This window comes from Litoribacterium kuwaitense (genome assembly GCF_011058155.1).
GTDB lineage: Bacteria > Bacillota > Bacilli > Bacillales > DSM-28697 > Litoribacterium > Litoribacterium kuwaitense.
The window spans coordinates 293,948-318,456 of the sequence record NZ_JAALFC010000001.1; the positions used below are offsets into that span (position 1 = coordinate 293,948).

Sequence of the window (24,509 nt, forward strand, 5' to 3'; positions counted from 1 at the left end):
AGAATGTTAAATAAGATCTACGATTGGGTCGACGAACGTCTCGATATTACACCGATGTGGCGAGATATCGCAGACCATGAAGTGCCCGAACACGTAAACCCTGCTCATCACTTCTCAGCGTTTGTTTACTGTTTCGGCGGATTAACCTTTTTTATCACGGTCATTCAATTTTTATCTGGAATGTTTTTGACGATGTATTACGTTCCGGATATCATCAATGCTTGGGAATCGGTGTATTATTTACAAAATGAAGTTGCTTTCGGGCAAATTGTCCGTGGTATGCACCATTGGGGCGCTAGTTTAGTCATCGTCATGATGTTCTTACATACACTACGCGTATTCTTCACAGGCTCGTATAAAAAGCCGAGAGAATTAAACTGGGTTGTAGGTGTGCTGCTTTTCATGGTCATCTTAGGCCTTGGTCTAACGGGCTATTTGCTTCCATGGGATATGAAAGCATTATTTGCAACGAAAGTTACATTACAAATTGTTGAAGCCGTTCCGTTTATCGGTACTGAGCTAAAAGTATTGATGGCCGGTGATGAAACGATTGTTGGTGCACAGACGCTGACTCGATTCTTTGCGATTCATGTCTTTTTCCTACCAGCTGCGTTGCTCGGTCTTCTGGCGGCACACTTTATTATGATTCGCAAACAAGGAATTTCTGGTCCGCTATAAACCGAAACGATGGGAACCATGAGGAGGGATTGCAATGCATCGTGGAAAAGGGATGAAGTTTGTCGGAGATTCACGTATTCCGGCTGAACGTATGCCAAATATACCGAAAGACTATTCTGAGTATCCAGGCAAAACAGAAGCCTTTTGGCCGAACTTTTTGCTGAAGGAATGGATGGTTGGAGCTGTCTTCTTAGTCGGGTATTTATTGTTGACGGTGTCTCACGCACCGCCACTTGAATCTCCGGCAGATCCGACCGACACTGCGTATATTCCGCTGCCGGACTGGTATTTCTTATTTTTATACCAGTTGCTAAAATATGAATTCGCGGCTGGACCATACACAGTTGTTGGTGCGATTGTCATTCCTGGCTTGGCGTTCACTGCACTTATGCTAGCGCCATGGCTAGATAACGGAAAGGATCGTCGTCCAGCCCGTCGTCCGATTGCGACAGGGATGATGTTGATGGCGGTCGTGTCCATTACGTTTTTGACTTGGGAGTCAGTCATTACGCATGACTGGGAGGCTGCTGCGCAGCAAGGTCAAATTCAGGAAACGCCTGATGTGGAAATTGATACGGCTGCCCCTGGTTATGAAATTTACCAGGCACAGTCTTGTGTATCGTGCCACGGTGATAACTTAGCAGGCGGTCCAGCTGCACCAACGCTAATTGGATTAGACCTTACCACTGAAGAAATTGCCGATATTGCGGTAAACGGTATCGGGACGATGCCAGGTGGTCAGTTTGACGGTTCTGATGAAGAGCTACAGCAGCTGTCTGAATTTATTGCTGGCTTAGGCGCAGAGGAATAAGAATAGACTTTTTTAAAGAGGTTGGCTGTCGATTGGCAGCCAGCTTTTTTTAGTAGGGAGGACGTATGATCGCAAAATTTTTTAGGCATCGTGCTATCATGACGGCTTTATTTATCGTTAACGCGCTTGGGACGGTATATGGGTATTACTGGTATAGATTTCAGTTGGAGGATACGCCAGCTCATTTTTATATTTTTGTTCCTGACAGCCCGACAGCCAGCCTGTTTTTTACGATTGTGCTAGGCTTGTGGCTCATTGGAAAGCATAATCGGTGGATTGAAGCACTCGCTCTCGTCACAATGTTTAAATATGGCATTTGGGCGGTCGTAATGAACGTATTGACGTGGGCAGAAACAGGATCGTTGTCACTGACCGCTTTAATGCTCGTGTTTTCACACGGGGCAATGGCGATTGAGGCGATACTGTACAGTCCTTTTTATCGTTTCACTGTCGGACCACTTTTGTTCGCCGCTGTCTGGACGTTACATAATGATGTGATTGACTATGTTTTTGGCCAGTTGCCTAGATATCCTGCGCTTGATTTATATGTGCCGGAAATTGGTTACTTTACATTTTGGCTATCGATGTTATCCATTCTAGTCGCATATGCTTTCGGTGTAAAAAACGATCGATTGCGACGTTCGTTGCCTTTGTGAGAAAGAATGGCATAGCTGTGCACCTCCTTTCATAAGATGGGTTTGAAAGGAGGTTGGACAACCATGAAATTATATTTTTCGAAGGCAAGCGTTCTATGTATCGCCTTGTTATTTCTTTTATATGCTTTTGGTGCCGATACGTCTCTTTATGCGAAAGAGTCTAATCAAGCATGGAAAGATATTGACACAATAGCAACCCGTGCTTTAAAAGAGGTTAAACAAAAGCAGTATGATCAAGCGAAATCGACTTTAAGCTATCTTTCGGAAGAATCATTTTCGACACAAGGAAATGGGTTACAGCTGTCAATGGAAGACATGTATTTACTCAGCATGAGTTATAAAGATGCAGTACAGGCTGTGACACAAGTGACAATGGCAGATACGCAACGCTATACAGAGGTCGCAAAGTTTAAATTGCTCGTCGATGCTTTACAGCGGCCAAAGCAGCCACTTTGGTTGGAAACGTCCTCACAAGTGTTGAAAGCATTAGAGGATGTAAAAGTGACGGTCAGCGAAGGAGATGCGCGAGGCTTTCAAAAAGCACTCAATCAGTTTTTACTGCTATCAGAGATGATTCGTCCGTCGATCATTGCGACAGAATCACCAGAAATCGCCGAGAAATTGCAGTCCCAGCTCGCTTTTTTAGAACGCCAGCGAAACGTACTTGTTAATAATAAAGATGAGCATGGGATCTTAGACATGGTTCAAGCGACGATAAAAGAAGCTTACCGCATTCCTAAAGAAAGTGAAGCTGATTCCTCTTTTTATTGGGTGCTTGCAATGGTAGGCGGATTTATTTTTTATCTTTATTTTATGCCGGATGGCGCAAATATCTTGGGGAACGGAAAAAACAGCCGCGTCAAGAGCAAGACAAGCATTATTTTTGACTTATGATGTGTTTTTAGGGAATATTATAAGTAGACAAATGTATGGAGGAATGGTTCATGTCATTGACATACTTAACCTACTTTGCGCTATTGCTTACGATCCCTCTGTTAGCAAGTATGAAAGTGAAGCGGACATACAAGCGTTTTGAGAAAGTACCAGCGATGCGCGGGTTGAGTGGAGCGGAAGTTGCTCGACTCATTTTGCATCAAAATGGTATTTACGATGTAGAAGTACGTGAGACGCGAGGCTTCTTATCCGATCATTATCATCCAGGGCATAAAACCGTCAATCTATCAAGCTCGATCTATCATGGGCATTCAATTGCTGGAACGGCAGTTGCCGCTCATGAAGTGGGACACGCCATACAAGATGCACAAGATTATTCATTTTTGCGTTTTCGTCATGCGCTTGTTCCTGTCGCAAATCTTGGCTCGAATTTTTCATACATCCTCATTTTTATCGGTGCCATTTCCGGTATGCTCGGTCTCGTCTGGCTCGGCATCGCGTTTATGGCTTTTGCGGTGTTGTTTCAATTTGTCACTTTACCCGTTGAATTTAATGCCTCGAGCCGAGCGATGGATCAACTTGTTTCGTTAGGCATATTACAAAATAATGAGGAACCTTCTGCTAAAAAGGTGCTGAATGCCGCTGCTTTAACATACGTTGCTGCGACGGTCGTGGCGGTGATGGAGTTACTGAGACTATTGGCTATCTTTGGAGGTAGTGACGAGTAAAACAAGCGGAGAATTCCTGTCACAAAGAGTGTAAGAAAAATTGCTGGAGTTTACACTCGTTACTTTTTTATGTGTAGGAGCGTTTGGTTGCCTAATAGAAAGCGTTAGACGTGCTCAGGTGATTTAAAATAATTGCCTGAGGGTTGAAGAGCAGAGTTGCGCCAGAGGAAGCTTCCTCTGGCTTTTTATGTGAATTTTATGGCTCCATTGGATTTCGATTTTCATCAAACGTAAATCCTTCGCCTAGTACGTCCTTGACTTCGGTAATACTGACAAAGGCGTGAGGATCAACCTTATGAATCACATTCTTTAGCCGGACAATTTCATTTCTTGCTACGACACAATAGAGTACGTTTCGTTCTTGTTTGCTGTAGCTTCCTTCGGCTTTAAAAACGGTGACGCCACGATCCATATCATTCATAATTTGTTGCGCAATGGCTTCGTAATCATTGGAAATAACGAAAGCGCCTTTTGCAGAATAGGCTGCTTCCTGCATAAAATCGATCACTTTGGCACCGAGAAAAACTGCGACAAGGGTATACATCCCTTGTGTATAATCAAGATAGAGCAATATCGATGCAGCAATGACAAAAAAGTCAAAAACAAACATTGCTCTGCCAATGGAAACGCCTGTGTACTTGCTAATTAAGCGTGCAATAATATCCACACCGCCGGTCGTACCACCATAACGGAAGATAATCCCTAGCCCTACGCCTAAAAAGACACCAGCAAAGAGAGCTGCGAGCGTCATGTCGTTATGAAGAGGGATGGAAAAGTGAATATGGTCTTGGAAAATCCATAAAAAGATCGATACCGCTATTGTCCCAATAACCGTATAGACAAAAGTCGTTCGTCCAAGATAGCGCCAGCCAATAAAAAATACAGGAATATTAAGTACAATATTGGACAGAGCGGGGTCTATTGTGTATAAAAAGTATAATAGTAGGGTAATTCCCGTAAAGCCGCCCTCTGCTAAGTTATTTTCCATATTAAAGTGAACAATACCGAACGAGAAGATGGCAGAACCGAACAAAATCATAATGATATTTTTTAAGCGGATGCCCCACCGCATTCAATCACCTCCAAAAAGACAGCATGCCTTAGACAGTATAACGAACAAGACGATAAGACTCAATAACAAAAGAGCGGATATTAAGCTCGCATGATGACATTTTTTTCTTAGCTCAAACATTGCAGGTAAGAGCAACATCGAGTACCATCCTAAGAGAATACGACTAAAGCAGGTGAGAGCAATGGCAAAAACAATTGAACAAATGCAAAAAGACGTCGATGACTACATAGGCCAGTTTAAGGAAGGCTATTTTTCTCCCTTAGCGATGATGGCTCGGCTCACTGAGGAGATGGGTGAGCTGGCAAGAGATGTGAACCATACGTACGGAGAAAAGCCAAAAAAAACGACAGAAACAGAACGAGCCATCGAAGAAGAAATCGGTGATGTGTTGTTTGTTCTAACGTGCCTAGCCAATTCATTACATATTTCATTGGACGATGCGCATGAACTCGTGATGCAAAAATTTAATACGCGTGATCGTGACCGCTGGACGAAAAAATAAGCCATTAAAGAGGAAGTGTATATATGGAACAGATTAAAATTATTGTTGCCGGTCCCCGTGGGAAAATGGGACGCGAGGCTTTGCAATTAATCGAAAGAACAGCACATTTTTCACTCGTAGCTGCGATTGACCGTACACATGACGGTGAAACCGTCCGTGATGTTACAAATATTCCATTAGATGCCATGATTTATACCGACGCCGAGCAATGCTTGAACAATGTCGATGCTGACGTATTAATCGATTTAACCATTCCGGAAGCAGGGAAGCGTCATGCTAAAATGGCTTTAGAGGCTGGTGTATCTCCTGTGATAGGGACGTCGGGCTTTTCACAGCATGATATTGCCCAATTGACAGAGCTTGCGGAAGCCAAAGAAACAGGGTGTATTATCGCTCCGAACTTCGCTTTAGGCGCCGTATTAATGATGAAATTTGCCAAAACTGCTGCAAAGTATATGCCTGATGTAGAAATTATCGAAAAGCATCACGATCAAAAGTTAGATGCACCAAGCGGCACCGCTGTCAAAACAGCAGAAATGATTCGTGACGTTCGTGAGCAAAAGCATCAAGGGCATGAAGATGAAAAAGAGATCCTGCCGGGTGCTCGCGGCGCAGATGTTGATGGTATGAAAGTTCACTCGATGCGGCTGCCTGGACTCGTAGCTCACCAACAGGTCATTTTCGGTAGCAATGGAGAGACGTTAACGATTCAGCACGATTCGATTCACCGTGTCAGCTTTATGTCTGGCGTACAGTTGGCTGTAGAAACGGTACAATCACTCAATACACTCGTATACGGGCTAGACGAGCTTATTGACTAAAGTGCACACATAAAAAAGGGGGAGCAGATAAAAGTGAAAATGAATATTGCAATGATCGCTCATGATCAGAAAAAAGACGAATTGGTACGGTTTGCGATGGCATACGAACACGTGTTACAAAACCATAAATTGTATGCAACTGGAACAACCGGCACACGGATTGCTGAAGCTACGCAATTAGAGGTACATCGTTTTCAATCGGGACCTTTAGGCGGAGACCAGCAAATTGGGGCAATGATTGCGGAAAACAAAATGGATATGGTGTTGTTTTTCCGTGATCCGTTAACCGCTCAGCCCCATGAGCCAGATATTATGGCATTAATTCGCCTTTGTGATGTGTACTCCATTCCGTTAGCGACCAATACGGGTGGAGCTGAAATCTTTATACACGGTCTTGAACGAGGGGACTTGAATTGGAGGTCGCTTGTCCATGGTAAAGAAGAACATGCCATCGATTGATGTTCTTGCCATCGGAGCGCATCCAGACGATGTAGAAATTGGGATGGGGGGTGCGCTCGCTCGTTTTCATCAGGAAGATCTTAAAACGATGATTTGTGATTTAACTGAAGGAGAAATGAGCTCAAATGGCACGGTTGAGACGAGGCGCGAAGAAGCACTGAAAGCAGCTGATATTTTAGGAGCCTATAGACAAAACGGCCAATTTCCAGATCGAGGCTTGTACGAGCACCGGCAAGACATTATTGCTTATCTTGTCGGCTTAATTCGGACAGTTCAGCCGAAGGTCGTGTTTGCGCCTTCTGCAAACGACCGTCATCCAGACCATGGCCAATGTGCAACATTAGTTAAAGAAGCGGTTTTTTCGGCAGGGATTTTTAAAAGTCATCCGACCCTTGGGAAAGCCCACAAAGCAAGTGCACTGTATTTTTATATGATCAATGGGTTTACCCCTCCACAATTCCTAATCGATGTTGCTTCGGTTTATGAACGGAAGCGAGCGAGCTTACTTGCTTATACGACACAGTTTGGACAGCAATCAAACGTGCAAACGCCCCTCACTGATGGGTATTTGGAAACCATTGAAGGGCGTGACCGACTCATGGCAAAGGAACAGGGTCTAACGCTTGCAGAAGGTTTCTTAAGTGACAAACCGCTCGTTTTCGCACCTGAATCAATAAAGGAGTTCAGTTAAGCAGATGAATATAGGCATTACATGCTACCCAACTGTTGGAGGCTCAGGCGTCATTGCGACTGAGCTTGGCAAATTGCTCGCTGAACGCGGACACAACATTCATTTCATTACGTCAAAAGTCCCTTTTCGTCTGCAAAAGCTTTATCCAAATATTTATTTTCATGAGGTTGAAGTCAATCAATACTCTGTATTTCAATATCCACCATACGACCTGTCTTTAGCGAGTAAAATGGCTGAAGTTGCTGATCGGGAAAAGCTTGATATTTTACACGTTCACTATGCAATGCCTCATGCCATTTGTGCGTATTTAGCAAAGCAACTGTGTAAACGTGACTTAAAGGTTGTGACGACTTTACATGGAACAGACATTACAATCCTTGCTCAGGATAAGAGCTTAAGTGATATGATTCGCTTTGGCATTGAACAATCTGATGCAGTGACCGCTGTGTCAAAAAGTTTAAAAGAGCAAACGCATCGTGACTTAAATACAGATGCAAAGATTGAAACGATTTACAATTTTGTTGATGAGCGCGTCTATCATCATGTCCAAAGCCCGACCTTGCGACAGCAGTATGGTATTCGTGAAGATGAAGCGGTCTTGATTCACGTATCTAACTTTCGCAAAGTGAAGCGAACCCAGGACGTCGTTAAAGCGTTTCAAAAAGTTCGTGCCTCGATCCCTGCCAAGCTGCTGCTCGTTGGGGATGGACCTGAAATGTGCGAAGTATGCCAGCTGATTGAACGTGAAAACCTAAAAGAAGATGTGTTGTTACTAGGACAGCAGGATAACCTTGCCGAGCTTTTCTCGATCAGTGATGTCAAGCTTTTACTATCGGAAAAAGAAAGCTTTGGGCTTGTTCTTCTGGAAGCGATGGCTTGTGGTGTACCTAGTATTGGTACGAGAATTGGCGGCATCCCTGAAGTGATTGATGATGGAAAAACAGGCTTTCTCACCGACGTTGGTAACATTGATGACATTGCTGATAAAGTGCTGCGAATTCTTCAAGATGCTACGCTCAATCGCACAATGCGGCAGGCGGCTGTCGATAAAGTTCAGGAGTCATTTTCTTCTGAGCGCATTGTGAGCCAATATGAGGCGCTTTATGAACAAACGTTACGGGGGAATACGTATGGATTCTCTGCTCATTAAAGGAAAAACGGTTCTTGAGATATTGGCATCAGCAGGGCATGACGCCTACTTTGTTGGCGGCTGTGTTCGCGATCGTATCCTAGCGCTCCCCATTCAAGATGTTGACATTGCTACTTCTGCGCGTCCTGAAGAGGTCATGCAGATTTTTCCGAAAACAGTCCCTACAGGATTGCAGCATGGGACTGTTCTCGTCATTGTCGACCATACGCCGTACGAAGTGACCACATTCCGTGCAGAAGGCGAATACGATGATTATCGTCGCCCCTCAGAAGTGACGTTTATTCAAACGATCGAAGCAGATTTAAGTCGGCGCGATTTTACGATGAATGCGATGGCGATGGATCAGCATTTTCGGCTCATTGATCCGTTTGATGGGAAGGGCGCTTTAAGAGAGAAGGTCATCCGAACGGTCGGAGAACCGGTCGATCGGTTTCGTGAAGATCCTTTACGCATCATTCGCGCGCTCCGCTTTTCGGCTCAGCTACATTTTACGTTAGACGATGACACTTTACAGGCTGTACAGGCGTCCAAGGCATGGATTGCCCATTTATCTATTGAACGAATTGCTGTCGAATGGTCAAAATGGCTTACATTTGCTGATCATCATGCTTTGGACATTTTACAGCGGTCTGGCGTCGCTGATGAACTGCCGCTGTTTGCACCGATGGCTCGCGTACTTCCATCGTTTGTCCAAACAAAAGGGGTTTGGACGAGGATGGAGGAACGCTGGGCATTTTTAGCTATCTTGGCAAAGATGGACAAAGAAGCGATACAGTCGTTTTTACGTCGGTGGAAGCAGTCACGTGCCTTACAAAATGGTGTGCTTTCTAGAATAGATGCCTATCACGACGCTGTAAAAGCAGGGTTTACAATCGGTTTTCTCTATCAGAATGACCTTACAATTTCGCAGTTTGCTTGGGAGGTATGTCGTCATCTTCAGCACGCTGTTCCAGCATGGCGTGACATAGAAGCCCTTTATGAAAACATGCCGATCCATCACCGAAAGGAACTGGCGATTTCAGGAAAAGATGTACTCGCATGGAGTCGACGACCTGCGGGTCCTTGGGTTGAAAACGTCCTGCGCAGAGCAGAGGAAGCCGTTTTACATGGGACGGTCGAAAATTCATATATAGCATTGCAGGAGTGGTATGATGAGCATGATTAAGAAAAGGTTATTTTCTTTGTTTCAGTCTCGTCCCAGTGATTTTATATCTGGTGAGGAAGCGGCTAGACAGTTAGGCTGTTCGAGGGCGGCCATTTGGAAACACGTCAAAGAGCTTCAAGAGGAAGGGTTTGACATTGAGGCGGTGAATCGGAAAGGCTATCGTTTAAAGCACGTTCCGAATGCTCTTTCAGAAAATACGTTACTTGCGGGTCTCGAAACAGATACTTTTGGACAGCATTTGTACGTCTATCAAGCGCTACCTTCTACCCAAACGAAGCTTCATGAATTAGCTCAGCAAGGTGCAAAAGAAGGAACTGCCGTGATTTGTGATCAACAAACCAACGGCAGAGGCCGCTTACAACGTTCGTGGTATGGAGGTGAGGGTGGTAATATTGCTGTCAGTATGCTCCTCCGACCGAACATCCCACTGCAGCAAGCGACACAGCTTACGCTCGTGATGGCGGTCGCATGTGCGGAAGCGATTGAAGAAGTTGCAGGCGTATATTGTCAAATAAAATGGCCCAATGATCTTCTTTTAAATGGTAAAAAGCTTGCTGGCATTTTAACAGAAACGGTCGCTGAACCCGATCAAGTCGTGGCCGCGATCGTTGGCATCGGGATCAACGTGAACCAGTCTTGTAAGGAATGGCCCTTGGAACTGAGCGAGAAGGCAACATCACTGTTTTGTGAAGAAGGCAAACGTTTTGATCGGAATGCCTTGCTGCAGCAGCTTTTTCTTGAAGTGGAAAGGCTGTATAAGCTTTATAAAAAAGAAGGCTTTACAGTCATTCGACTGTTGTGGGAAGCACGAGCGGAAACAATAGGAAAGTATGTGCAACTCGAAGGTCTACAAGGTTATGTCACGGGCTTGTCTAGTGATGGAGCATTGGTCATTAAAGACGAATGTGGTCAATCCCATTCAGTGTATATCACTGATATTGGGGAATAATATATGCTATACTAAGAACCGTTCAAGGACAGTATCTATTCATTGGAACTGTACCTCGAGAACGGTTCTATTTATGCTGTTGACTGCTCTGATCGATAAAAGACAGGGACAGACTAGAAAAGGTGGCTGACATCTTTTCAAAAAGGGAGGAAAATGCGTTGAAAACGCTACGGTATTTACAAAAAAAGAAAGAAAACATGGAGCCGATTGTTATGCTTACGGCCTATGATTTTCCCTCCGCGTCACTCGCAGAGGATGCAAGTGTTGACATTATACTCGTTGGAGATTCTCTTGGTATGGTCGTGCTTGGCTATGAGTCCACTATTCGAGTGACGGTCGCTGACATGGTTCATCATGCACGCGCGGTCAAGCGTGGGGCCGAAAACACGCTCATCGTCGTTGATATGCCTTACCTTACCTACCACGGCTCCATTGAACAAACGGTCGAGACAGCGAGGTATATGATGCAGGAAACGGGGGCGCATGCGTTAAAGCTTGAGGGTGGTCAAGACATTTGTCCACAAATCGAAACGCTCGTCAAAGGGGGCGTACCGATTATCGGACACCTCGGTTTGACACCACAGTCAGTCGGCGTATTAGGCGGATTCCGCATCCAAGGAAAAACAGCAGATCAAGCAGCCCAACTTCTTGACGATGCGAAAGCGCTTGAACGTGCTGGGGTCAGTGCGATTGTCATTGAATGTGTACCTGCTGAAGTCGCTAGCGATTTAACAAAGGCCCTAAACATTCCCGTGATTGGAATTGGCGCAGGTGCAGAAACGGATGGACAAGTCCTCGTATACCATGATGTGCTCAATTATAGCCCTGCAAAAGCGCCTTCGTTCGCTAAAGTGTATGATCAAAGCTACGTCCGGATGAAAACAGCGCTAACGCATTTTGCGGAAGAAGTGAGAACGCGCGCTTTCCCAGATGCTTCACACTCGTTTGCCATGACGGATGACGAATTAAAAAAGTGGCGGTCGCGATGAAGCAAATAACTTCACTAAACGAAATGGTAGCGTTCGTCCACGACACAAAGCTCAAGCAAAAGTCAATCGGTTTTGTCCCGACAATGGGTTATTTGCATGAGGGACACCGCGCTCTCATAAAAGACGCACGGAAAGAAAATGATATCGTCGTCTTAAGTATCTTTGTGAATCCAACCCAGTTTGGCCCGAATGAGGATTTTGCCAAATATCCTAGGGATATGAAGAGAGACAGAGACATCGCAACAGCGGAGCAAGTTGATATTTTGTTTACCCCTACTGTGCAAGAGATGTACCCGGTACAGCCTCTCCGCGTATCGCTCCAAGCCGGAAAAGCAGCCCGAGAACTATGTGGTGCGTCACGTCCAGGTCATTTTGACGGTGTGCTAACCGTTTTGTTAAAGCTGTTTATGCTCATTCAGCCGGCTCGAGCTTATTTCGGCATGAAAGACGCACAACAGGTTGCCGTCGTTGAAGGGATGGTTCATGAGTATTTTCTTCCGGTGACGATAAGAAAGGTAGCAACGGTTCGAGAAGAAGACGGTTTAGCAAGGAGCTCCCGAAATGTCCGTTTAACGTCCGAGGAACGTAAAGAGGCGCCGGTATTGTATGAAAGTCTGCAATTTGTCAGACAATACTATGATGCTCATCCTCATTTAACCGTCGATGTACTGGAGGCTGAATGGCTTCGCTTTTTAGAAGAAAAGCTTCGTTTTGGATCCATTGACTACGCACGCATCTTGTCGTTTCCTGAGCTGCAGAAACCGACGTTCAAAGGACCTCAACTTGCTGCCCTGGCTGTTCGTTATTCAGCTGCCCGCCTCATAGATAATTTATTATGGGAGGAGGAATAAGCCCATGCTGAAAACGATGATGTATGCAAAGCTCCATAAAGCAATTGTCACAGAAGCAAACCTTCACTACGTTGGCAGCATTACGATTGATGAGGATTTACTCGACGCTGTCGGTATGCAGATGAATGAACGCGTACAAATTGTGAACAATGCCAATGGTGCCCGCTTAGAGACATATATTATCCCTGGTCCGCGAGGTAGTGGGACCATTTGTTTAAATGGTGCTGCTGCTCGGCTCGTTCAAAAAGGAGACGAAGTGATCATCATTGCCTATGGCATTTTTGCAAAAGAGGAACTGGAAAACTTTGCTCCTAAAGTGGCTCTGCTTGATCGACAAAATCGGATTGAACGAATGCTCCTCGATGAACCCCATTCGACAGTTTTATAAAAGCAAACTGTACTTGCCTGCCATATGATAATGGGCTTGTGCTCTTCGCTGTTAACGGCACACACAAGTCGCAGCAAAAAACGAAAGAGCGTCATATTCAAGCCTCCTGACCTTTTGAGGGAGGCTTTATTCACCATATCTCTATGTTGATTAAGTATGGTATGTCGTTACACTCATGACGAGCGTGTCTTCTGCTGTTATACTAGACTAGGAAGAATCGTTAGCAGACCAAAAAAGAGAGGCGAAAGAAACATGGATCAAAAGGGTGTTAGAACGCTGGCAACCCAATCACTCCAGCATCATAAAGATCTATACAAAATCGTCGATGCACTCAACCGGACGTTAAAAGAGGACGACCTGATGTTTGGTCTTTCTTTAGATGATAACGATCCAGAGCAAGCAGTCTTCACGATTTACCGCACGTCCAAATGAGTAAAATCATTAGCGTCATTGGTGTCATTGTCTTTCTTCTTCTAAGCTGGCTGCTTGTAGATACATATGTTACAGCGCGTGAACCATTAATAGAAGAACAGACAGTCGCTGAAGAGAGACTTTTAAACGCTCATTCGTTTGCAGGAATCACTGAGCGACAAACGTATTATGGTGAAACAACCGTTCACGTCTTTAAAGGGATGCTTGACGGAGAGTCGCACATCGCTTGGGTCCCTGCCTCGTCTGAAGAAGATATTCTTGTCAAGCAAACAGCAGATGGAGTTGACAAGAAAACCATTATTGATACATTAAAAGCCGACGGGAAGCCAGAAAAGATTCTCGATATTCGCCTTGGATTACGAAATCAACAGCCGGTTTGGCGCGCTGTGTACATCGCAGAAGATCAGCGTCAGTATTATGAATACTACTCATTTCAAGACGGTACGTTTTTAGAATCTATCTCACTGAAACGATCTTAGGGGGAGTTTAGTTATGGAATTAGCAAAAAGAGTTGCTGCTTTAACACCGTCAGCCACACTGGCCATCACTTCAAAAGCAAAAGCACTACGTGAGGAAGGTCATGATGTCATTGGTTTAGGGGCCGGCGAGCCCGATTTTAATACACCTGAACACATTTTAAGTGCTGCAAAGCAAGCGATGGATGAAGGCCATACAAAATATACGCCTTCAGGTGGATTGCCTCGCCTGAAGGCAGCCATTGTCGCTAAGCTTCAACAAGACCAAAAGCTGACATATGAGCAAGATGAAGTGATTGTAACGACAGGTGCAAAGCATGCACTTTACACCCTGTTTCAAGTGTTGCTAAATAAAGGTGATGAAGTGATCATTCCAGCGCCATATTGGGTGAGCTATCCTGAGCAAGTAAAGCTTGCTGAAGGGGAGCCAGTCTTCGTACATACCGATGAAACGACAGGCTTTAAGCTGACACCTGATATCCTTGAGCACAAGATAACTGATCAAACGAAAGCGGTGATAATCAATTCGCCGAGCAATCCAACCGGTGCGATGTATACAAAAGAAGAGCTGCAGGCACTTGGCGACGTATGTCTACGTCATAACGTGTTAATCGTTTCTGACGAGATCTATGAGAAGCTCGTCTACGGCGAGGTTGTTCATACGTCCATTGCCGAATTGTCTGCTGAGCTAAAAAAGCAGACGATCATCATTAATGGCTTAAGTAAATCACATTCGATGACGGGTTGGCGAATTGGCTATGCTGTTGGTGATCGGCGCATCATTAAAGCAATGACCTCTTTGGCGAGTCATTCGACATCAAATCCGACCTCTGTTGCGCAGTATGCTGCCATTGCAGCGTACGAAGGCAGTCAAGAACCGGTAGATGTGATGAAGAAAGCCTTTAGTGAGCGGTTAGATGAAACGTATAAAGCGTTAGTTGCCATCCCAGGCGTCGCTTGTGTTAAGCCGACGGGTGCGTTTTATCTATATCCAAATGTAAAACAAGCGGCTGAGCAGTGTGGCTTCAGCAATGTCGATGCGTGGGTGGAAGCCCTCTTAGATGAAGAAAAAGTGGCGGTTGTTCCTGGCTCTGGATTTGGTACACCTGATTATATCCGTTTGTCGTACGCAACATCGATGGACAACTTGCATGAAGCGGTGGCAAGAATGGCACGCTTTGTGGAAAAACATCGTCAATAACAAGATTGTCGAGTAAAAAAGAAAAACAACGAGTGGTTCGTCTATGGAGCCACTCGTTTGCACTGAAAAAATGAGGAAGGAAGATGACGACGATGCAAAACAAAACGATTAAACAGACGGTCAACCATGTTGGTGAAACAGTGACCATTGGCGCATGGCTGACAAATAAACGTTCCAGCGGAAAAATTGCTTTTTTACAGCTACGTGATGGCACTGGCTTCATCCAAGGAATTGTCGTAAAAGCCGCTGATGAAGATATTTTTACGAAAGCAAAAGCATTGACACAGGAAACGTCAATGTATGTCACAGGCTTGGTCAAAGCTGATGAACGTTCTCCATTAGGAGTAGAATTAGAAGTTACAGACATTGAAATCATTCACGAAGCCGTTGATTATCCGATTACACCAAAAGAGCATGGGACAGAATTTCTAATGGATCATCGTCACCTTTGGTTGCGTTCGTCAAAACAGCACGCGCAAATGGTCATTCGTGATCAAATTATTCGTGCTACCTACGAATTTTTCCATAAAGAAGGGTTTGTTCAAGTTGACGCGCCAATTTTAACGTCAACGAGTGCTGAAGGAACGACAGAGTTATTCCATACGAAATACTTTGATGAAGATGCGTACTTATCGCAATCTGGTCAATTGTATATGGAAGCAGCTGCCATGGCACTTGGACGCGTTTATTCTTTTGGTCCGACATTTCGTGCTGAGAAATCAAAAACACGCCGCCACCTTATCGAATTTTGGATGATCGAGCCGGAAATGGCTTTTTGTACACATGAAGAAAGCCTTGCCATTCAAGAGGCGTATGTGCAGCACCTCGTGTCTTCCGTACTAGAGCATTGTAGCGTAGAGCTTCAGACATTAAACCGTGATCCTGAGATGTTAAAAAAGATATTAGCGCCGTTTCCACGCATTACATATACAAAAGCGATTGAACTGCTACATGAGAAAGGGTTCGACGATATTGTGTGGGGCGATGACTTTGGTGCACCACACGAAACGGCGATTGCAGATCATTTTGACCTGCCTGTGTTTATCACCCATTACCCAACATCGCTAAAAGCATTTTATATGAAGCCTGATCCGAACAATTCTGCTGTCGTTGAATGTGCAGACTTAATTGCGCCTGAAGGTTATGGGGAGATTATTGGTGGTTCTGCACGGATCGATGATCTCGCTCTTATGGAAGAACGTTACAAGGAGCACAATCTCGATCAAGAATCGTACGGCTGGTACCTTGATTTACGTAAGTACGGCTCAGTTCCTCATGCAGGCTTTGGTCTTGGCTTGGAACGGACGGTGGCGTGGATCGCAGGAATTGAGCATGTGAGAGAAACGATTCCGTTCCCAAGGCTTCTGAATCGTCTAACGCCTTGATGATGTATTTGAGAAAAGGGAGTGGGATTTGATGAACGAAAAAACGTTCGTTCAGCTCATGCAGCAAGGGAGTTTCGCTGTACCTTCATTTCTCATAACGTCCTACAGCAAACTCGGATTAAACGATCATGAGTGGGTTTTAATTATGCATATTTGGCATCTGCAGCAACGTGGCGTACAGTTTCCAAGCCCTCATGAGCTATCACAAGTGATGTCTGCTCATGAAGACGACATTCAAGCGATGCTAGCCTCTTTAATTCGCCGCGGCTTAATTGACCTTAAAGACGATTTAGAGAGCGGAGATATGAAATCAGAAACGTTGTCATTGGAACCACTCTTTAAAAAGTGTTACGAATGGCGTGAGAACATGACCGCTCGACAAAACGCGAAAGATGAAGAGGAAAAAGCGGATGAGCTATTCGGGCTGTTTGAGCAGGAATTTGGGCGGGCTTTATCCCCTATCGAATACGAAACGCTAAGCATGTGGGTGGATAAGGATGACTATTCGACTAGCCTCATTAAAGCCGCTTTGCGTGAAGCTGTTTTAGGTGGCAAACTCAGCTTTCGCTATATTGATCGCATTTTATTTGAATGGCAAAAAAATCAAGTAAAAACCGTGGAAGATGCACAAAAGCATGCAAAGCAGTTTCGTGATAGGAAGAGGCAGGCACCGCAAGATTCGTCGGCTGCGAGGACAGCGACGGTCCCTTTTTATAATTGGCTAGAGTAAAGGGAGGAGGGGAAGCGTATGCTCTCAAAAAAAGCAACCATTGAAGCCATTGAGACGATGGGAGAGATGTTTCCTGAGGCGCAGTGTGAGCTGCGCCATGAAAATGCATTTGAATTGTTAATCGCGGTCGTTTTATCGGCTCAATGCACAGATGCGCTTGTGAACAAAGTGACCGCTTCATTATTTCAAAAATATAACAGGCCAGAGGACTTTATTGCCGTTCCTTTAGAAGAGCTGCAAAACGATATTCGTTCGATCGGTCTTTATCGCAATAAGTCTAAAAACATCCAAAAGCTTAGTCAACAATTGCTTGAGCAGCACAGTGGGGAAGTGCCAAACAGTAGAGAAGCCTTGGAAGCACTCCCGGGCGTTGGACGAAAGACGGCCAACGTCGTGCTGTCTGTTGCATTTAACGAGCCAGCCATCGCTGTAGATACCCACGTTGAGCGGGTAAGCAAACGACTTGGAATTTGCCGATGGAAAGATTCTGTACGACAAGTGGAAGAGACGCTTATGGCAAAGCTACCTCCCGAAGCATGGAGTATAACGCATCACCGAATGATCTTTTTTGGACGCTACCACTGTAAGGCGCAGTCGCCGCAGTGTCGAGAGTGTCCGCTTCTTGATATGTGTCGAGAAGGGCAGAAAAGAATGAAGGGGGCAGCTGTATGACGGCCATTCAAGTGCCTGCATCATTTAGCATTCGTCCTTTTTATGAGCAGAGTGCCCGCATTCATCTGCCAAAAGGCGATGCGCCGTTATCTGCATGGCTTGAGAGCGTCCCTTTTGCCATTGATGTAGCAGCGGCGCTTCATGAGCCGCATGTCCGTATATATGAAGCGCCATACTCCGAGTTTAATGAAGTGTTTAACTGGTGGGAAGACACGTGGAAAGGACCGATTCAAACGGCGTTTTCAAACGATGAGAAGGATGTTGCTGGCCCGATGATGATTCAAGGCACTGCAAATTTTCTCTCCCTATTGTTTTGGATCGGACGCCAACCTGTTCAAGCATTGACCAGTTGGCAGGAAGACATGCTTCAATGCCCGATTACCCCAATGAATTTAAAAGAACGCATGCCCTTTATTGTGTCCAGACCTCGTCATTATGCATCTTTCATTCAATTAAATCAGATGTATATTGAGCTGCGCAAGTCGCTGGCGGTTTATCGCCTGAAGCATTCGTAACGTATACGAGACAGGTGGGAACAGGCAGAATAAATGTTGTATTAAACATGGCTTGAACAAGCTCAATTCGTCTGCAGAAGCACACTCTCTATTGAATTTTGCGCAGGCAAGATTTGTAGAGATGTGCTTTTTTATCTTCTAATCCATTTGAAAATCTAATAACCCAGCCTGTCCTTTGTTTAATATTATATTGCCGTGATCACTCGAGGAGAATGTTTCACTCGACAATGCCATAGGCGTCAACCGTATTTTTTTAACAAAGATGAAAGATTTGTCGCCTTCCGCTTCCGCAAGTTACGATAGTCGATGTAGGAGAGGGGGGCGTTGTGCAATAAGAAAAACAGCTCTTTTTAGAGGAAAAGACCTCATAAGAGCTGTTTTTGTTTACGTTAGCTGTTAATCATTTTGTGAATTTGAAGTTCGTTCATCATCTTCACGCTGACCGGAACTTTGTGCCCCATCGGATGATGGTTGGTCTTCTGACGGAGGACTGTTGCCTTCTTGCTCCTGTTCATTGTCATTGTTTCCGGACGGAGGTGTTTGCTCCTCGTTGTCGTTCGGCTGTTCTTCGTCGCCATCGTTATTTTCTTCTGGATCGTCCCAAGGGAAGCCAGGGATGTCATCGTCCGGATTTTCTTCGCCATCTCCATCTGACTCCTCAGGATTTGATTCTTCATCATCGAGCCCATCTTCTCCGGGCTCACCGTCATTGTCATCTTCTGTGCCATCTGGAATTTCGATCGTTGTAGATGCAGCTGGGCCGGTCAACTCATTTTCGCTTGCTGTGACACGGAAGCTGTAAATAGCACCGGGAATGACGTCTGGGAAGCTGACACTCGTTTCATCTGTTGTTGTGAGTGGTTCATAGTTCCCATCATCAATTGACACTTCGACTTCATAAGTTGCCTCATCACTGATTGAATCCCAGCGAAGCAAAACTTGCATCGCTTCCTCATCAAAGGTAGCAGTCAAACCACTAACTGCGTCAGGCTCTTCAGCTTCAAACCTTTCCGAACGAACGCTTGGTTCTGTCCCTCTAATAAAATATTCATATACAATCTCGCTTTGCGGCGTAAAATCGCTCGGCAGACGAGGTGGATTGGACCCTTTTTCAATGCCGACACGAACGACGGAGTCTGGTTGTTCAAAATCAGCGACTTGACCGCTTGAAATCTCGGTCATAATGCTGCGGAAGAGCTGCTTTGAAATTTGTTGCGCTGAATAATCCATGTAATACTCGCTCGTCGTTTTCGGATACCCAGTCCAAATGGCGATGGAATACTCTGTGCTGTAGCCTGCAAACCAGCTATCTGGCACTGCACCTTGTGGCAGTCCATATTTTGCCCGCGTTTCGTCATCAAAGTTAGATGTACCGGTTTTTCCGGCAACTGGGACGTTGGAGACGTTGGCGGCTGTTCCCGTACCACTTGTCATTACAGACTTTAGCATATCTGTTGTCATAAAGGCAGTCGATTCCTTCATAGCAACGGTAGGCTCAGGCGTGAACGACTGCTCACTGCCATCAGGGAAGACAACCTTAGCAATGGTGTGCGGCTTGCTATAGATGCCCTTATTTCCAAAGGCACTGTATGCACCAGCCATTTCAAGTGGCGACACGCCGTTGAAACCACCAATCGAGTAAGATTCATAAATGTTCTCACCGACGTCAATTCCTAACCCTTCGGCAAACGATTTTGCTTTTGGCAAACCGACTGCTTGCATCGCTTTAAGTGCTGGGATATTACGTGACTTTGCAAGTGCTGTACGTAGAGTCATCTGTCCTAAATGACGGTTATCCCAGTTATTGATTGGCGTTCCATCTGAATACTCGTAAGGCTCATCAACAATTGGATGATAGGTAGACCATTCAAGATGTTCGATCGCCGGTGCAAAGTCTAAGATCGGCTTAATGGTAGAGCCAGGCTGACGGTTAATGTCTGTTGCATAGTTATAACCACGCTTTACTTCTTGGTTCCGACCGCCTCCTATGGCAGCGGCGCCACCTGTCTTTGTATTGACGACGGCGATCCCTGCTTGGAACTGATCATCGGGATACTGAACGTATTGATTTGTGTCTAGCGCCTGCTCGACGACACGCTGTGCTTCAGGATCTAGGTGTGTGTAGACTTCAACACCTGAAGAGTAAAGGTCAATGTCAGTTTTCGCTTGAAATTCTTCAATGACCTGGTCAATGTAAGCATCGTATGGCTGAGGGTTATCCTGTTTCTCGACAATCGAATCGATGACTGGTATAGCCTTTGCCTGTTCAGCCGCGGACGCATCAATAAATCCATGTTGTTCCATCAGAGAAATGACGGTATTGCGTCGTTGTTCAGCGGCTTCCGGATTACGAAATGGGTTGTAGTAATTTGGACTTTGCGGTAATCCAGCTAAGAGAGCCGCTTCCTCAACGGTGATTTCGTCTGTCGTAATGTCCTTATTAAAATAAAATTCCGTTGCTTTAGCGACGCCATATATATCTTGAGCAAATAAAATCTTATTTAGATAGAGCTCAAGAATTTGGTCTTTTGAATATTGCTGCTCGAGCTTAATGGAGAGCCATGCCTCTTGAATTTTACGAGTCATCGTTTTTTCTGAAGTCAGTAAGTAATTTTTAACGACCTGTTGGGTAATCGTACTAGCTCCTTCAGCACCGAAGCCATCTTGGAAGTTAGCAATGACTGCTCCGCCAATTCGCCGTAAGTCGATACCAAAGTGCTTTTTAAAGCGGACATCTTCAGTAGCGATAAAAGCGTCTTTTACGACGTCGGGAATGTCATCGATGTTGACTTGCTCTCGCTTCTCCATGCCAAGCTCTGCAATTTCGTTACCATTGACATCATAAATTCGTGATGAAAGCGGTGATTCCAATGCTTCAGCACTAATTTTTGGTGCATCTTTAATAATAAAAGCGGCAGCGACTCCTGCGATGGATATACAAAGCAAGAAAAAAATCGTCAGCCCGAGCATGATGTTTTTAAACAGAGATCCCTTTTTCTTCGGCTTTTTGTTTTTCTGAGTTGATGAGGACGCTGTTTTTCGTTGAGATCCCTTTTTACGTTCTGTCCTCGTCTTATATTGATCTGCCATCGTATGCTTTCCTGCCTTTCTGAAAAGATCAGCTACTCCTTAAAAATACATTGTTCGCAGAGCGCGTAAGTAATCGAGGCGAGGGGCGTAGCCTTCAATGACTGGTATACCTTCCTCTTCAATCACCTTTCGCGGTATCGATTTACGCTCTTCCGACTGCATTCCTTTATAATATCGGATCACCGGCTCACCATCTAATAAAAAGGTTGCTCTATTTTTTGAAAAACGAATCAACATAAATGCAATACCGCCATGCTTTTGAATAGCTTCCATATGGGTGATCTGATGTTCATGAATGTTTTTAAGGGAAAGGAGTGCAGATTTTTCGTTTCCTTAGCCTCGAAATCGATGTATTTCCCTTGGTACAAACCATTATAGTCTGTCGTAGAAGGCTGCTTAAAGTAGGCTTCAGTAATTTTGGCTGCACTTCTCTTTGGGTAATCAACATGAACGATTTGTACGGGTGTCGGTTTTTTATGAATGACGGCAATGCCCTCGTTCAAATAATATGTATTCGATACATTCACATCCTCTTCGAGGGTCATGCCCCTTTTGCCATAGCTTCTCTTTTTGTCATAATGGTCATTCGTGAGCGGCGCTTCGTAGACCTTTCCATTCGGGTATCGTATCATAGTTGTCCTCCTCTCTTGAGAAAGCTCTTTACCTATTTTACCTTTGTCTGCTGTTTAAACTCAAATCATATTATGAGATTAGACGTTCTCGGTCACAATAAAGGTACACTTTTAGGCGTTTTTTAAAAAAAGGAGTGACCAGGTAGTGAACGAACATCGTCTCATTCAGACCATTCAACGAAAGACGACTCGTTTAAATGTCGATAATATTAGTCGCACTGAAGCTTATCGCAGGATGTATCATCGACTGCCAGAGCTGCATTGGGCGTTACTTGCAGCTTCGGTGTCAAGAAATGCCGGTTATCAAATGACTGATCTTTGGCATGATGACATGATTCATGGTCTTTCAGAGCGGGTGCGTTGGTCATTATTTATGGCGTATGAGCGGGCGAATTGGCTCATTTTTCAAGATGCATATCCTCAGCTGCTTTTATATGAATTCTCCTGCCGACTGAACAAGCCTTTATTTCATCTATTAGATCGATTTCACGTGTCGTCGTTTATGTACAAGCATTGGATGTCTTTTTGGAAGGAACGTCAATCGCACATACTTACACATGCGTTGATTACGAATGAACAGCATGTCATTACCCGCCCGATTTTACAAGAAAAAAGGTTAAAAGAAGTATTTACGTCGCCGCTGTTCTACGGTCAACAGGCCTTGCACGAAAGTGTCGTTCTTCTCCCGACGCTTCACGGTGTGCTGTATGGTCAGTCTGTACAACGTTTTACGCATATAAAAGCCCGAATACAGCTTGGGCGCAAGTTGTATCAAATGATGTTTTTCCGACCGTATAGCCGGTCAGTGAGACAGTTTGCTCAAACGGTTGTTCATACAGGAAAGCGTCTTGACTACCAGAAGTATATCCATCTCGGACACGATTTTTCTGGGCCGTTGTTACGAGCTGCAGTACCGATGATACGACATCAGCGTTTCACAGCAAATGATTGGTTTATTCACCTTCGTTATCTCGAGCCGAAACATCACGGTACATTAATTGATGAACCGTTAAATCGCTGGTTTGATGATAAACGAAAGCAGCTTACTTTTCTTTTACGTATGCTAGCTTATTTTCCAAAAACATAAAAAAGGACCCTCACGATTGGAGAGTCCGTTAATGATTACGTTGACGGTTTATTTTCACCAGATGTTTTCGTCGTAGGCTCGTTCATAGCTTCTCGAGCCTCATTTTGCTTGTGCTGCTTTTTTTGCGCAGGGCTGTTGTTTTGATGTGATTGTGCCATAGTATCACCTCCTGTCCATTGGACATAGTGTTTATAAAAAATGGAAAACTATGCACAATATTGAAAAGTTAGTGTCGAATGAAGAGAGAAGTTTTTGCCGGAAGCTGATTTCTTTCGCGGAATCTCTTCTAGTTTTGTCAAGCGTGAAGGGAGCGTGCATACAAAGAGAGAATATTTCTAGCAAATAAAGCGATATGGGGGGAGACTCATGCAGGCACCGTTAAAACGAAGGAAGCGTCTGATGAACTAGGTATTGGGATGACAACGATTCGCAACTGGGTCAGAAAGTACGATATTCCTTGTGAGCGTAATGATAAAGGTCACTTTGTGTTTCACCAGGAGGCACTCGATACGCTAATCCTGCTGAAGAAACAAAATGGTGTATTAAATGATGAGCCACCAACGGAAAAAGAAGGATTACCTATTGACGAGTTTTATAGCCGAATGGATGCTTTAGTGGATCGAGTCGATAAGATAGATCGCGAATTAAAAGCAAAAGCGGACGATGTCGTCACAGTACAAATGCTCCAGCATCGACGAGAAATGGACGAATTAATCGAAAAAGTCGAGCATGTCGAGCGTAAAATTGATCGCCTCGTGAGTCAAATCAATCAAGCACCTGAACAACAAGAGCAAAGTACGTTGAATGAAAAACCGAAAAGAAAACGTTTGCTGCATCGTTTTGGTTTTTAAAATCCGTCGCTTTCCACTGTTGGCGTCCTCTGGTATGATAAGAGGGTGGAGGTAATGATACGTGATTCAACACGATTTATATACGTTAAACGAAACCTTTTACGCCAAACCGAAGCGATGAAGACGCAATATTTAGAGCGCAGTCCGTCTCCTGATTATGAGGTCGACTTTTACGGAGAAGTGAAGCCCTTTGTTGATGAAGTGACCGAGACTGCCGAAGCGTGGCGCGTGGAAGCAAAGCAATGGATAAAAGAAGCTCGTCCTTTGTATATCCATCCAGTACAAGTCGATAAGACCGTTGAAAATGCTTTGATGGCTGCCGTGCAATGCTTCCATACAAAAGTACGGAAAACACGTTTCATTAATACGATAGAGGCAATCATCTATGTCCTGGAAAGTATCGAAGCAGCGCTTCAACCAAAGGAGCAATAAAAAGGTGGTTTATCCTTTAAGCAGCAAATCAATCAGCTGAAAAAACGCGGTCCTGCGCTACTATAGGCAAGCAAGTGAATGGAATCTTGATTAAAAAATAATCACCTGTCTTTCATGTTAGACATCTTAAATGAGTGCATCACTGATATAGTGGTGTACTTTTTGCTTCAACCAAAAGTTGTTGTAAAGCACGATGATTTGG

28 protein-coding genes and 1 pseudogene are annotated in these 24,509 nt (G+C 44.6%); 25 read left to right on the forward strand and 4 right to left on the reverse strand.

What is annotated here, in order from left to right:
- Window positions 1-3: 3 nt before the first annotated feature.
- From qcrB to G4V62_RS01630, 5 genes are all read left to right on the forward strand, one after another.
- Window positions 4-678, forward strand: coding sequence for a menaquinol-cytochrome c reductase cytochrome b subunit (gene qcrB, locus G4V62_RS01610; protein ID WP_165199012.1), 675 nt, complete (start codon window positions 4-6; stop codon window positions 676-678).
- Window positions 679-712: 34 nt separating this feature from the next.
- Window positions 713-1,489, forward strand: coding sequence for a menaquinol-cytochrome c reductase cytochrome b/c subunit (locus G4V62_RS01615; RefSeq protein WP_165199013.1), 777 nt, complete (start codon window positions 713-715; stop codon window positions 1,487-1,489).
- A gap of 65 nt (window positions 1,490-1,554) precedes the next feature.
- Complete coding sequence (gene lhaT, locus G4V62_RS01620; protein WP_165199014.1) at window positions 1,555-2,145, forward strand: lipoprotein heptaprenylglyceryl N-acetyltransferase LhaT; 591 nt, start codon at window positions 1,555-1,557, stop codon at window positions 2,143-2,145.
- Between the two features lie 63 nt (window positions 2,146-2,208).
- A complete protein-coding gene (locus G4V62_RS01625; RefSeq protein ID WP_165199015.1) occupies window positions 2,209-3,039 on the forward strand; it encodes a sporulation protein YpjB in 831 nt (276 codons plus the stop codon).
- Window positions 3,040-3,089: 50 nt separating this feature from the next.
- Window positions 3,090-3,767, forward strand: a complete 678-nt coding sequence (locus G4V62_RS01630) for a zinc metallopeptidase (RefSeq protein WP_165199016.1) — start codon at window positions 3,090-3,092, stop codon at window positions 3,765-3,767.
- Between the two features lie 196 nt (window positions 3,768-3,963).
- Here the strand turns inward: G4V62_RS01630 and G4V62_RS01635 are convergent, their stop codons facing one another.
- Entirely contained in the window at window positions 3,964-4,839 is an 876-nt protein-coding gene (locus G4V62_RS01635) for a YitT family protein (RefSeq protein WP_165199017.1), read from the reverse strand.
- A 181-nt stretch (window positions 4,840-5,020) separates the two neighbouring features.
- Between G4V62_RS01635 and G4V62_RS01640 the strand changes: the two genes are divergently transcribed.
- From G4V62_RS01640 to G4V62_RS01720, 17 genes are all read left to right on the forward strand, one after another.
- Window positions 5,021-5,341, forward strand: a complete 321-nt coding sequence (locus G4V62_RS01640) for a nucleotide pyrophosphohydrolase (RefSeq protein ID WP_165199018.1) — start codon at window positions 5,021-5,023, stop codon at window positions 5,339-5,341.
- A 23-nt stretch (window positions 5,342-5,364) separates the two neighbouring features.
- Window positions 5,365-6,162, forward strand: a complete 798-nt coding sequence (dapB, locus tag G4V62_RS01645; protein ID WP_165199019.1) for a 4-hydroxy-tetrahydrodipicolinate reductase — start codon at window positions 5,365-5,367, stop codon at window positions 6,160-6,162.
- Between the two features lie 39 nt (window positions 6,163-6,201).
- Window positions 6,202-6,621: a methylglyoxal synthase gene (locus tag G4V62_RS01650; protein WP_165199093.1), complete on the forward strand. Its 420-nt coding sequence runs from the start codon at window positions 6,202-6,204 to the stop codon at window positions 6,619-6,621.
- Entirely contained in the window at window positions 6,593-7,312 is a 720-nt protein-coding gene (gene bshB1, locus G4V62_RS01655; protein ID WP_165199020.1) for a bacillithiol biosynthesis deacetylase BshB1, read from the forward strand. Before G4V62_RS01650 ends, bshB1 begins: the two co-directional genes overlap by 29 nt.
- A 4-nt stretch (window positions 7,313-7,316) precedes the next feature.
- Window positions 7,317-8,462, forward strand: a complete 1,146-nt coding sequence (bshA, locus tag G4V62_RS01660; RefSeq protein ID WP_165199021.1) for an N-acetyl-alpha-D-glucosaminyl L-malate synthase BshA — start codon at window positions 7,317-7,319, stop codon at window positions 8,460-8,462.
- Complete coding sequence (locus G4V62_RS01665) at window positions 8,416-9,627, forward strand: CCA tRNA nucleotidyltransferase (RefSeq protein ID WP_165199022.1); 1,212 nt, start codon at window positions 8,416-8,418, stop codon at window positions 9,625-9,627. The genes bshA and G4V62_RS01665 overlap by 47 nt, the downstream gene beginning before the upstream one ends.
- The gene (locus G4V62_RS01670; RefSeq protein WP_246218178.1) at window positions 9,614-10,576 is read left to right on the forward strand and encodes a biotin--[acetyl-CoA-carboxylase] ligase; all 963 of its coding nucleotides are present in this window, start codon (window positions 9,614-9,616) and stop codon (window positions 10,574-10,576) included. Before G4V62_RS01665 ends, G4V62_RS01670 begins: the two co-directional genes overlap by 14 nt.
- 158 nt (window positions 10,577-10,734) lie before the next feature.
- Window positions 10,735-11,565, forward strand: coding sequence for a 3-methyl-2-oxobutanoate hydroxymethyltransferase (panB, locus tag G4V62_RS01675; RefSeq protein ID WP_281357968.1), 831 nt, complete (start codon window positions 10,735-10,737; stop codon window positions 11,563-11,565).
- Window positions 11,562-12,416, forward strand: coding sequence for a pantoate--beta-alanine ligase (gene panC / locus G4V62_RS01680; protein ID WP_165199024.1), 855 nt, complete (start codon window positions 11,562-11,564; stop codon window positions 12,414-12,416). Before panB ends, panC begins: the two co-directional genes overlap by 4 nt.
- Before the next feature lie 4 nt (window positions 12,417-12,420).
- Complete coding sequence (panD, locus tag G4V62_RS01685) at window positions 12,421-12,804, forward strand: aspartate 1-decarboxylase (RefSeq protein ID WP_165199025.1); 384 nt, start codon at window positions 12,421-12,423, stop codon at window positions 12,802-12,804.
- 252 nt (window positions 12,805-13,056) lie between these two features.
- Window positions 13,057-13,236 carry a YpmA family protein gene (locus tag G4V62_RS01690; RefSeq protein ID WP_165199026.1) on the forward strand — a complete coding sequence of 60 codons (180 nt, stop codon included), beginning with the start codon at window positions 13,057-13,059 and terminating at the stop codon, window positions 13,234-13,236.
- Window positions 13,233-13,715 (forward strand): hypothetical protein, encoded by a 483-nt coding sequence (locus tag G4V62_RS01695; protein ID WP_165199027.1) that lies wholly within the window; start codon window positions 13,233-13,235, stop codon window positions 13,713-13,715. The genes G4V62_RS01690 and G4V62_RS01695 overlap by 4 nt, the downstream gene beginning before the upstream one ends.
- Window positions 13,716-13,728: 13 nt before the next feature.
- Entirely contained in the window at window positions 13,729-14,913 is a 1,185-nt protein-coding gene (locus G4V62_RS01700) for a pyridoxal phosphate-dependent aminotransferase (protein WP_165199028.1), read from the forward strand.
- Between the two features lie 92 nt (window positions 14,914-15,005).
- Window positions 15,006-16,298, forward strand: a complete 1,293-nt coding sequence (asnS, locus tag G4V62_RS01705; RefSeq protein WP_165199095.1) for an asparagine--tRNA ligase — start codon at window positions 15,006-15,008, stop codon at window positions 16,296-16,298.
- Between the two features lie 31 nt (window positions 16,299-16,329).
- Entirely contained in the window at window positions 16,330-17,028 is a 699-nt protein-coding gene (locus G4V62_RS01710; RefSeq protein ID WP_165199029.1) for a DnaD domain-containing protein, read from the forward strand.
- 18 nt (window positions 17,029-17,046) lie between these two features.
- Window positions 17,047-17,700, forward strand: coding sequence for an endonuclease III (nth, locus tag G4V62_RS01715; RefSeq protein ID WP_165199030.1), 654 nt, complete (start codon window positions 17,047-17,049; stop codon window positions 17,698-17,700).
- Window positions 17,697-18,215 (forward strand): YpoC family protein, encoded by a 519-nt coding sequence (locus G4V62_RS01720; RefSeq protein ID WP_165199031.1) that lies wholly within the window; start codon window positions 17,697-17,699, stop codon window positions 18,213-18,215. The genes nth and G4V62_RS01720 overlap by 4 nt, the downstream gene beginning before the upstream one ends.
- Window positions 18,216-18,611: 396 nt before the next feature.
- On the opposite strand, the gene G4V62_RS01725 is transcribed toward G4V62_RS01720, so the two are convergent.
- Together G4V62_RS01725 and recU are read right to left on the reverse strand one after the other, a co-directional pair.
- Entirely contained in the window at window positions 18,612-21,305 is a 2,694-nt protein-coding gene (locus tag G4V62_RS01725) for a penicillin-binding protein 1A (protein ID WP_165199032.1), read from the reverse strand.
- A 39-nt stretch (window positions 21,306-21,344) separates the two neighbouring features.
- Window positions 21,345-21,937: pseudogene (gene recU, locus G4V62_RS01730) on the reverse strand (Holliday junction resolvase RecU).
- Between the two features lie 145 nt (window positions 21,938-22,082).
- Between recU and G4V62_RS01735 the strand changes: the two are divergent.
- On the forward strand, window positions 22,083-23,024 hold the full coding sequence (locus tag G4V62_RS01735) for a DUF2515 family protein (protein ID WP_165199033.1): 942 nt from the start codon (window positions 22,083-22,085) through the stop codon (window positions 23,022-23,024).
- Between the two features lie 35 nt (window positions 23,025-23,059).
- Here G4V62_RS01735 and G4V62_RS20240 read toward each other — a convergent pair whose 3' ends face one another.
- Window positions 23,060-23,182, reverse strand: coding sequence for a hypothetical protein (locus tag G4V62_RS20240; protein WP_281357969.1), 123 nt, complete (start codon window positions 23,180-23,182; stop codon window positions 23,060-23,062).
- A gap of 192 nt (window positions 23,183-23,374) precedes the next feature.
- On the opposite strand from G4V62_RS20240, the gene G4V62_RS01740 reads away from it, so the two are divergent.
- Both G4V62_RS01740 and G4V62_RS01745 read left to right on the forward strand, forming a co-directional pair.
- The gene (locus G4V62_RS01740; RefSeq protein ID WP_312855414.1) at window positions 23,375-23,875 is read left to right on the forward strand and encodes a MerR family transcriptional regulator; all 501 of its coding nucleotides are present in this window, start codon (window positions 23,375-23,377) and stop codon (window positions 23,873-23,875) included.
- Between the two features lie 54 nt (window positions 23,876-23,929).
- A complete protein-coding gene (locus tag G4V62_RS01745; RefSeq protein WP_165199035.1) occupies window positions 23,930-24,307 on the forward strand; it encodes a YppE family protein in 378 nt (125 codons plus the stop codon).
- The last annotated feature ends 202 nt before the right edge of the window (window positions 24,308-24,509 follow it).

Excerpts from the sequence above, each read along its gene's own strand:
- G4V62_RS01670 (WP_246218178.1), top strand. The coding sequence starts at position 9,614 with ATGAGCATGATTAAGAAAAGGTTATTTTCTTTGTTTCAGTCTCGTCCC.
- qcrB (WP_165199012.1), top strand. The coding sequence starts at position 4 with ATGTTAAATAAGATCTACGATTGGGTCGACGAACGTCTCGATATTACA.
- dapB (WP_165199019.1), top strand. The coding sequence starts at position 5,365 with ATGGAACAGATTAAAATTATTGTTGCCGGTCCCCGTGGGAAAATGGGA.
- G4V62_RS01635 (WP_165199017.1), bottom strand. The coding sequence starts at position 4,839 with ATGCGGTGGGGCATCCGCTTAAAAAATATCATTATGATTTTGTTCGGT.
- G4V62_RS01650 (WP_165199093.1), top strand. The coding sequence starts at position 6,202 with ATGAATATTGCAATGATCGCTCATGATCAGAAAAAAGACGAATTGGTA.
- G4V62_RS01640 (WP_165199018.1), top strand. The coding sequence starts at position 5,021 with ATGGCAAAAACAATTGAACAAATGCAAAAAGACGTCGATGACTACATA.
- G4V62_RS01690 (WP_165199026.1), top strand. The coding sequence starts at position 13,057 with ATGGATCAAAAGGGTGTTAGAACGCTGGCAACCCAATCACTCCAGCAT.
- G4V62_RS01665 (WP_165199022.1), top strand. The coding sequence starts at position 8,416 with ATGAACAAACGTTACGGGGGAATACGTATGGATTCTCTGCTCATTAAA.
- G4V62_RS01710 (WP_165199029.1), top strand. The coding sequence starts at position 16,330 with ATGAACGAAAAAACGTTCGTTCAGCTCATGCAGCAAGGGAGTTTCGCT.
- asnS (WP_165199095.1), top strand. The coding sequence starts at position 15,006 with ATGCAAAACAAAACGATTAAACAGACGGTCAACCATGTTGGTGAAACA.
- panC (WP_165199024.1), top strand. The coding sequence starts at position 11,562 with ATGAAGCAAATAACTTCACTAAACGAAATGGTAGCGTTCGTCCACGAC.
- G4V62_RS01630 (WP_165199016.1), top strand. The coding sequence starts at position 3,090 with ATGTCATTGACATACTTAACCTACTTTGCGCTATTGCTTACGATCCCT.
- bshA (WP_165199021.1), top strand. The coding sequence starts at position 7,317 with ATGAATATAGGCATTACATGCTACCCAACTGTTGGAGGCTCAGGCGTC.
- G4V62_RS01615 (WP_165199013.1), top strand. The coding sequence starts at position 713 with ATGCATCGTGGAAAAGGGATGAAGTTTGTCGGAGATTCACGTATTCCG.
- G4V62_RS01625 (WP_165199015.1), top strand. The coding sequence starts at position 2,209 with ATGAAATTATATTTTTCGAAGGCAAGCGTTCTATGTATCGCCTTGTTA.
- G4V62_RS20240 (WP_281357969.1), bottom strand. The coding sequence starts at position 23,182 with ATGGCACAATCACATCAAAACAACAGCCCTGCGCAAAAAAAGCAGCAC.
- bshB1 (WP_165199020.1), top strand. The coding sequence starts at position 6,593 with ATGGTAAAGAAGAACATGCCATCGATTGATGTTCTTGCCATCGGAGCG.
- nth (WP_165199030.1), top strand. The coding sequence starts at position 17,047 with ATGCTCTCAAAAAAAGCAACCATTGAAGCCATTGAGACGATGGGAGAG.
- G4V62_RS01725 (WP_165199032.1), bottom strand. The coding sequence starts at position 21,305 with ATGGCAGATCAATATAAGACGAGGACAGAACGTAAAAAGGGATCTCAA.
- lhaT (WP_165199014.1), top strand. The coding sequence starts at position 1,555 with ATGATCGCAAAATTTTTTAGGCATCGTGCTATCATGACGGCTTTATTT.
- G4V62_RS01720 (WP_165199031.1), top strand. The coding sequence starts at position 17,697 with ATGACGGCCATTCAAGTGCCTGCATCATTTAGCATTCGTCCTTTTTAT.
- G4V62_RS01745 (WP_165199035.1), top strand. The coding sequence starts at position 23,930 with ATGATACGTGATTCAACACGATTTATATACGTTAAACGAAACCTTTTA.
- G4V62_RS01695 (WP_165199027.1), top strand. The coding sequence starts at position 13,233 with ATGAGTAAAATCATTAGCGTCATTGGTGTCATTGTCTTTCTTCTTCTA.
- G4V62_RS01700 (WP_165199028.1), top strand. The coding sequence starts at position 13,729 with ATGGAATTAGCAAAAAGAGTTGCTGCTTTAACACCGTCAGCCACACTG.
- panD (WP_165199025.1), top strand. The coding sequence starts at position 12,421 with ATGCTGAAAACGATGATGTATGCAAAGCTCCATAAAGCAATTGTCACA.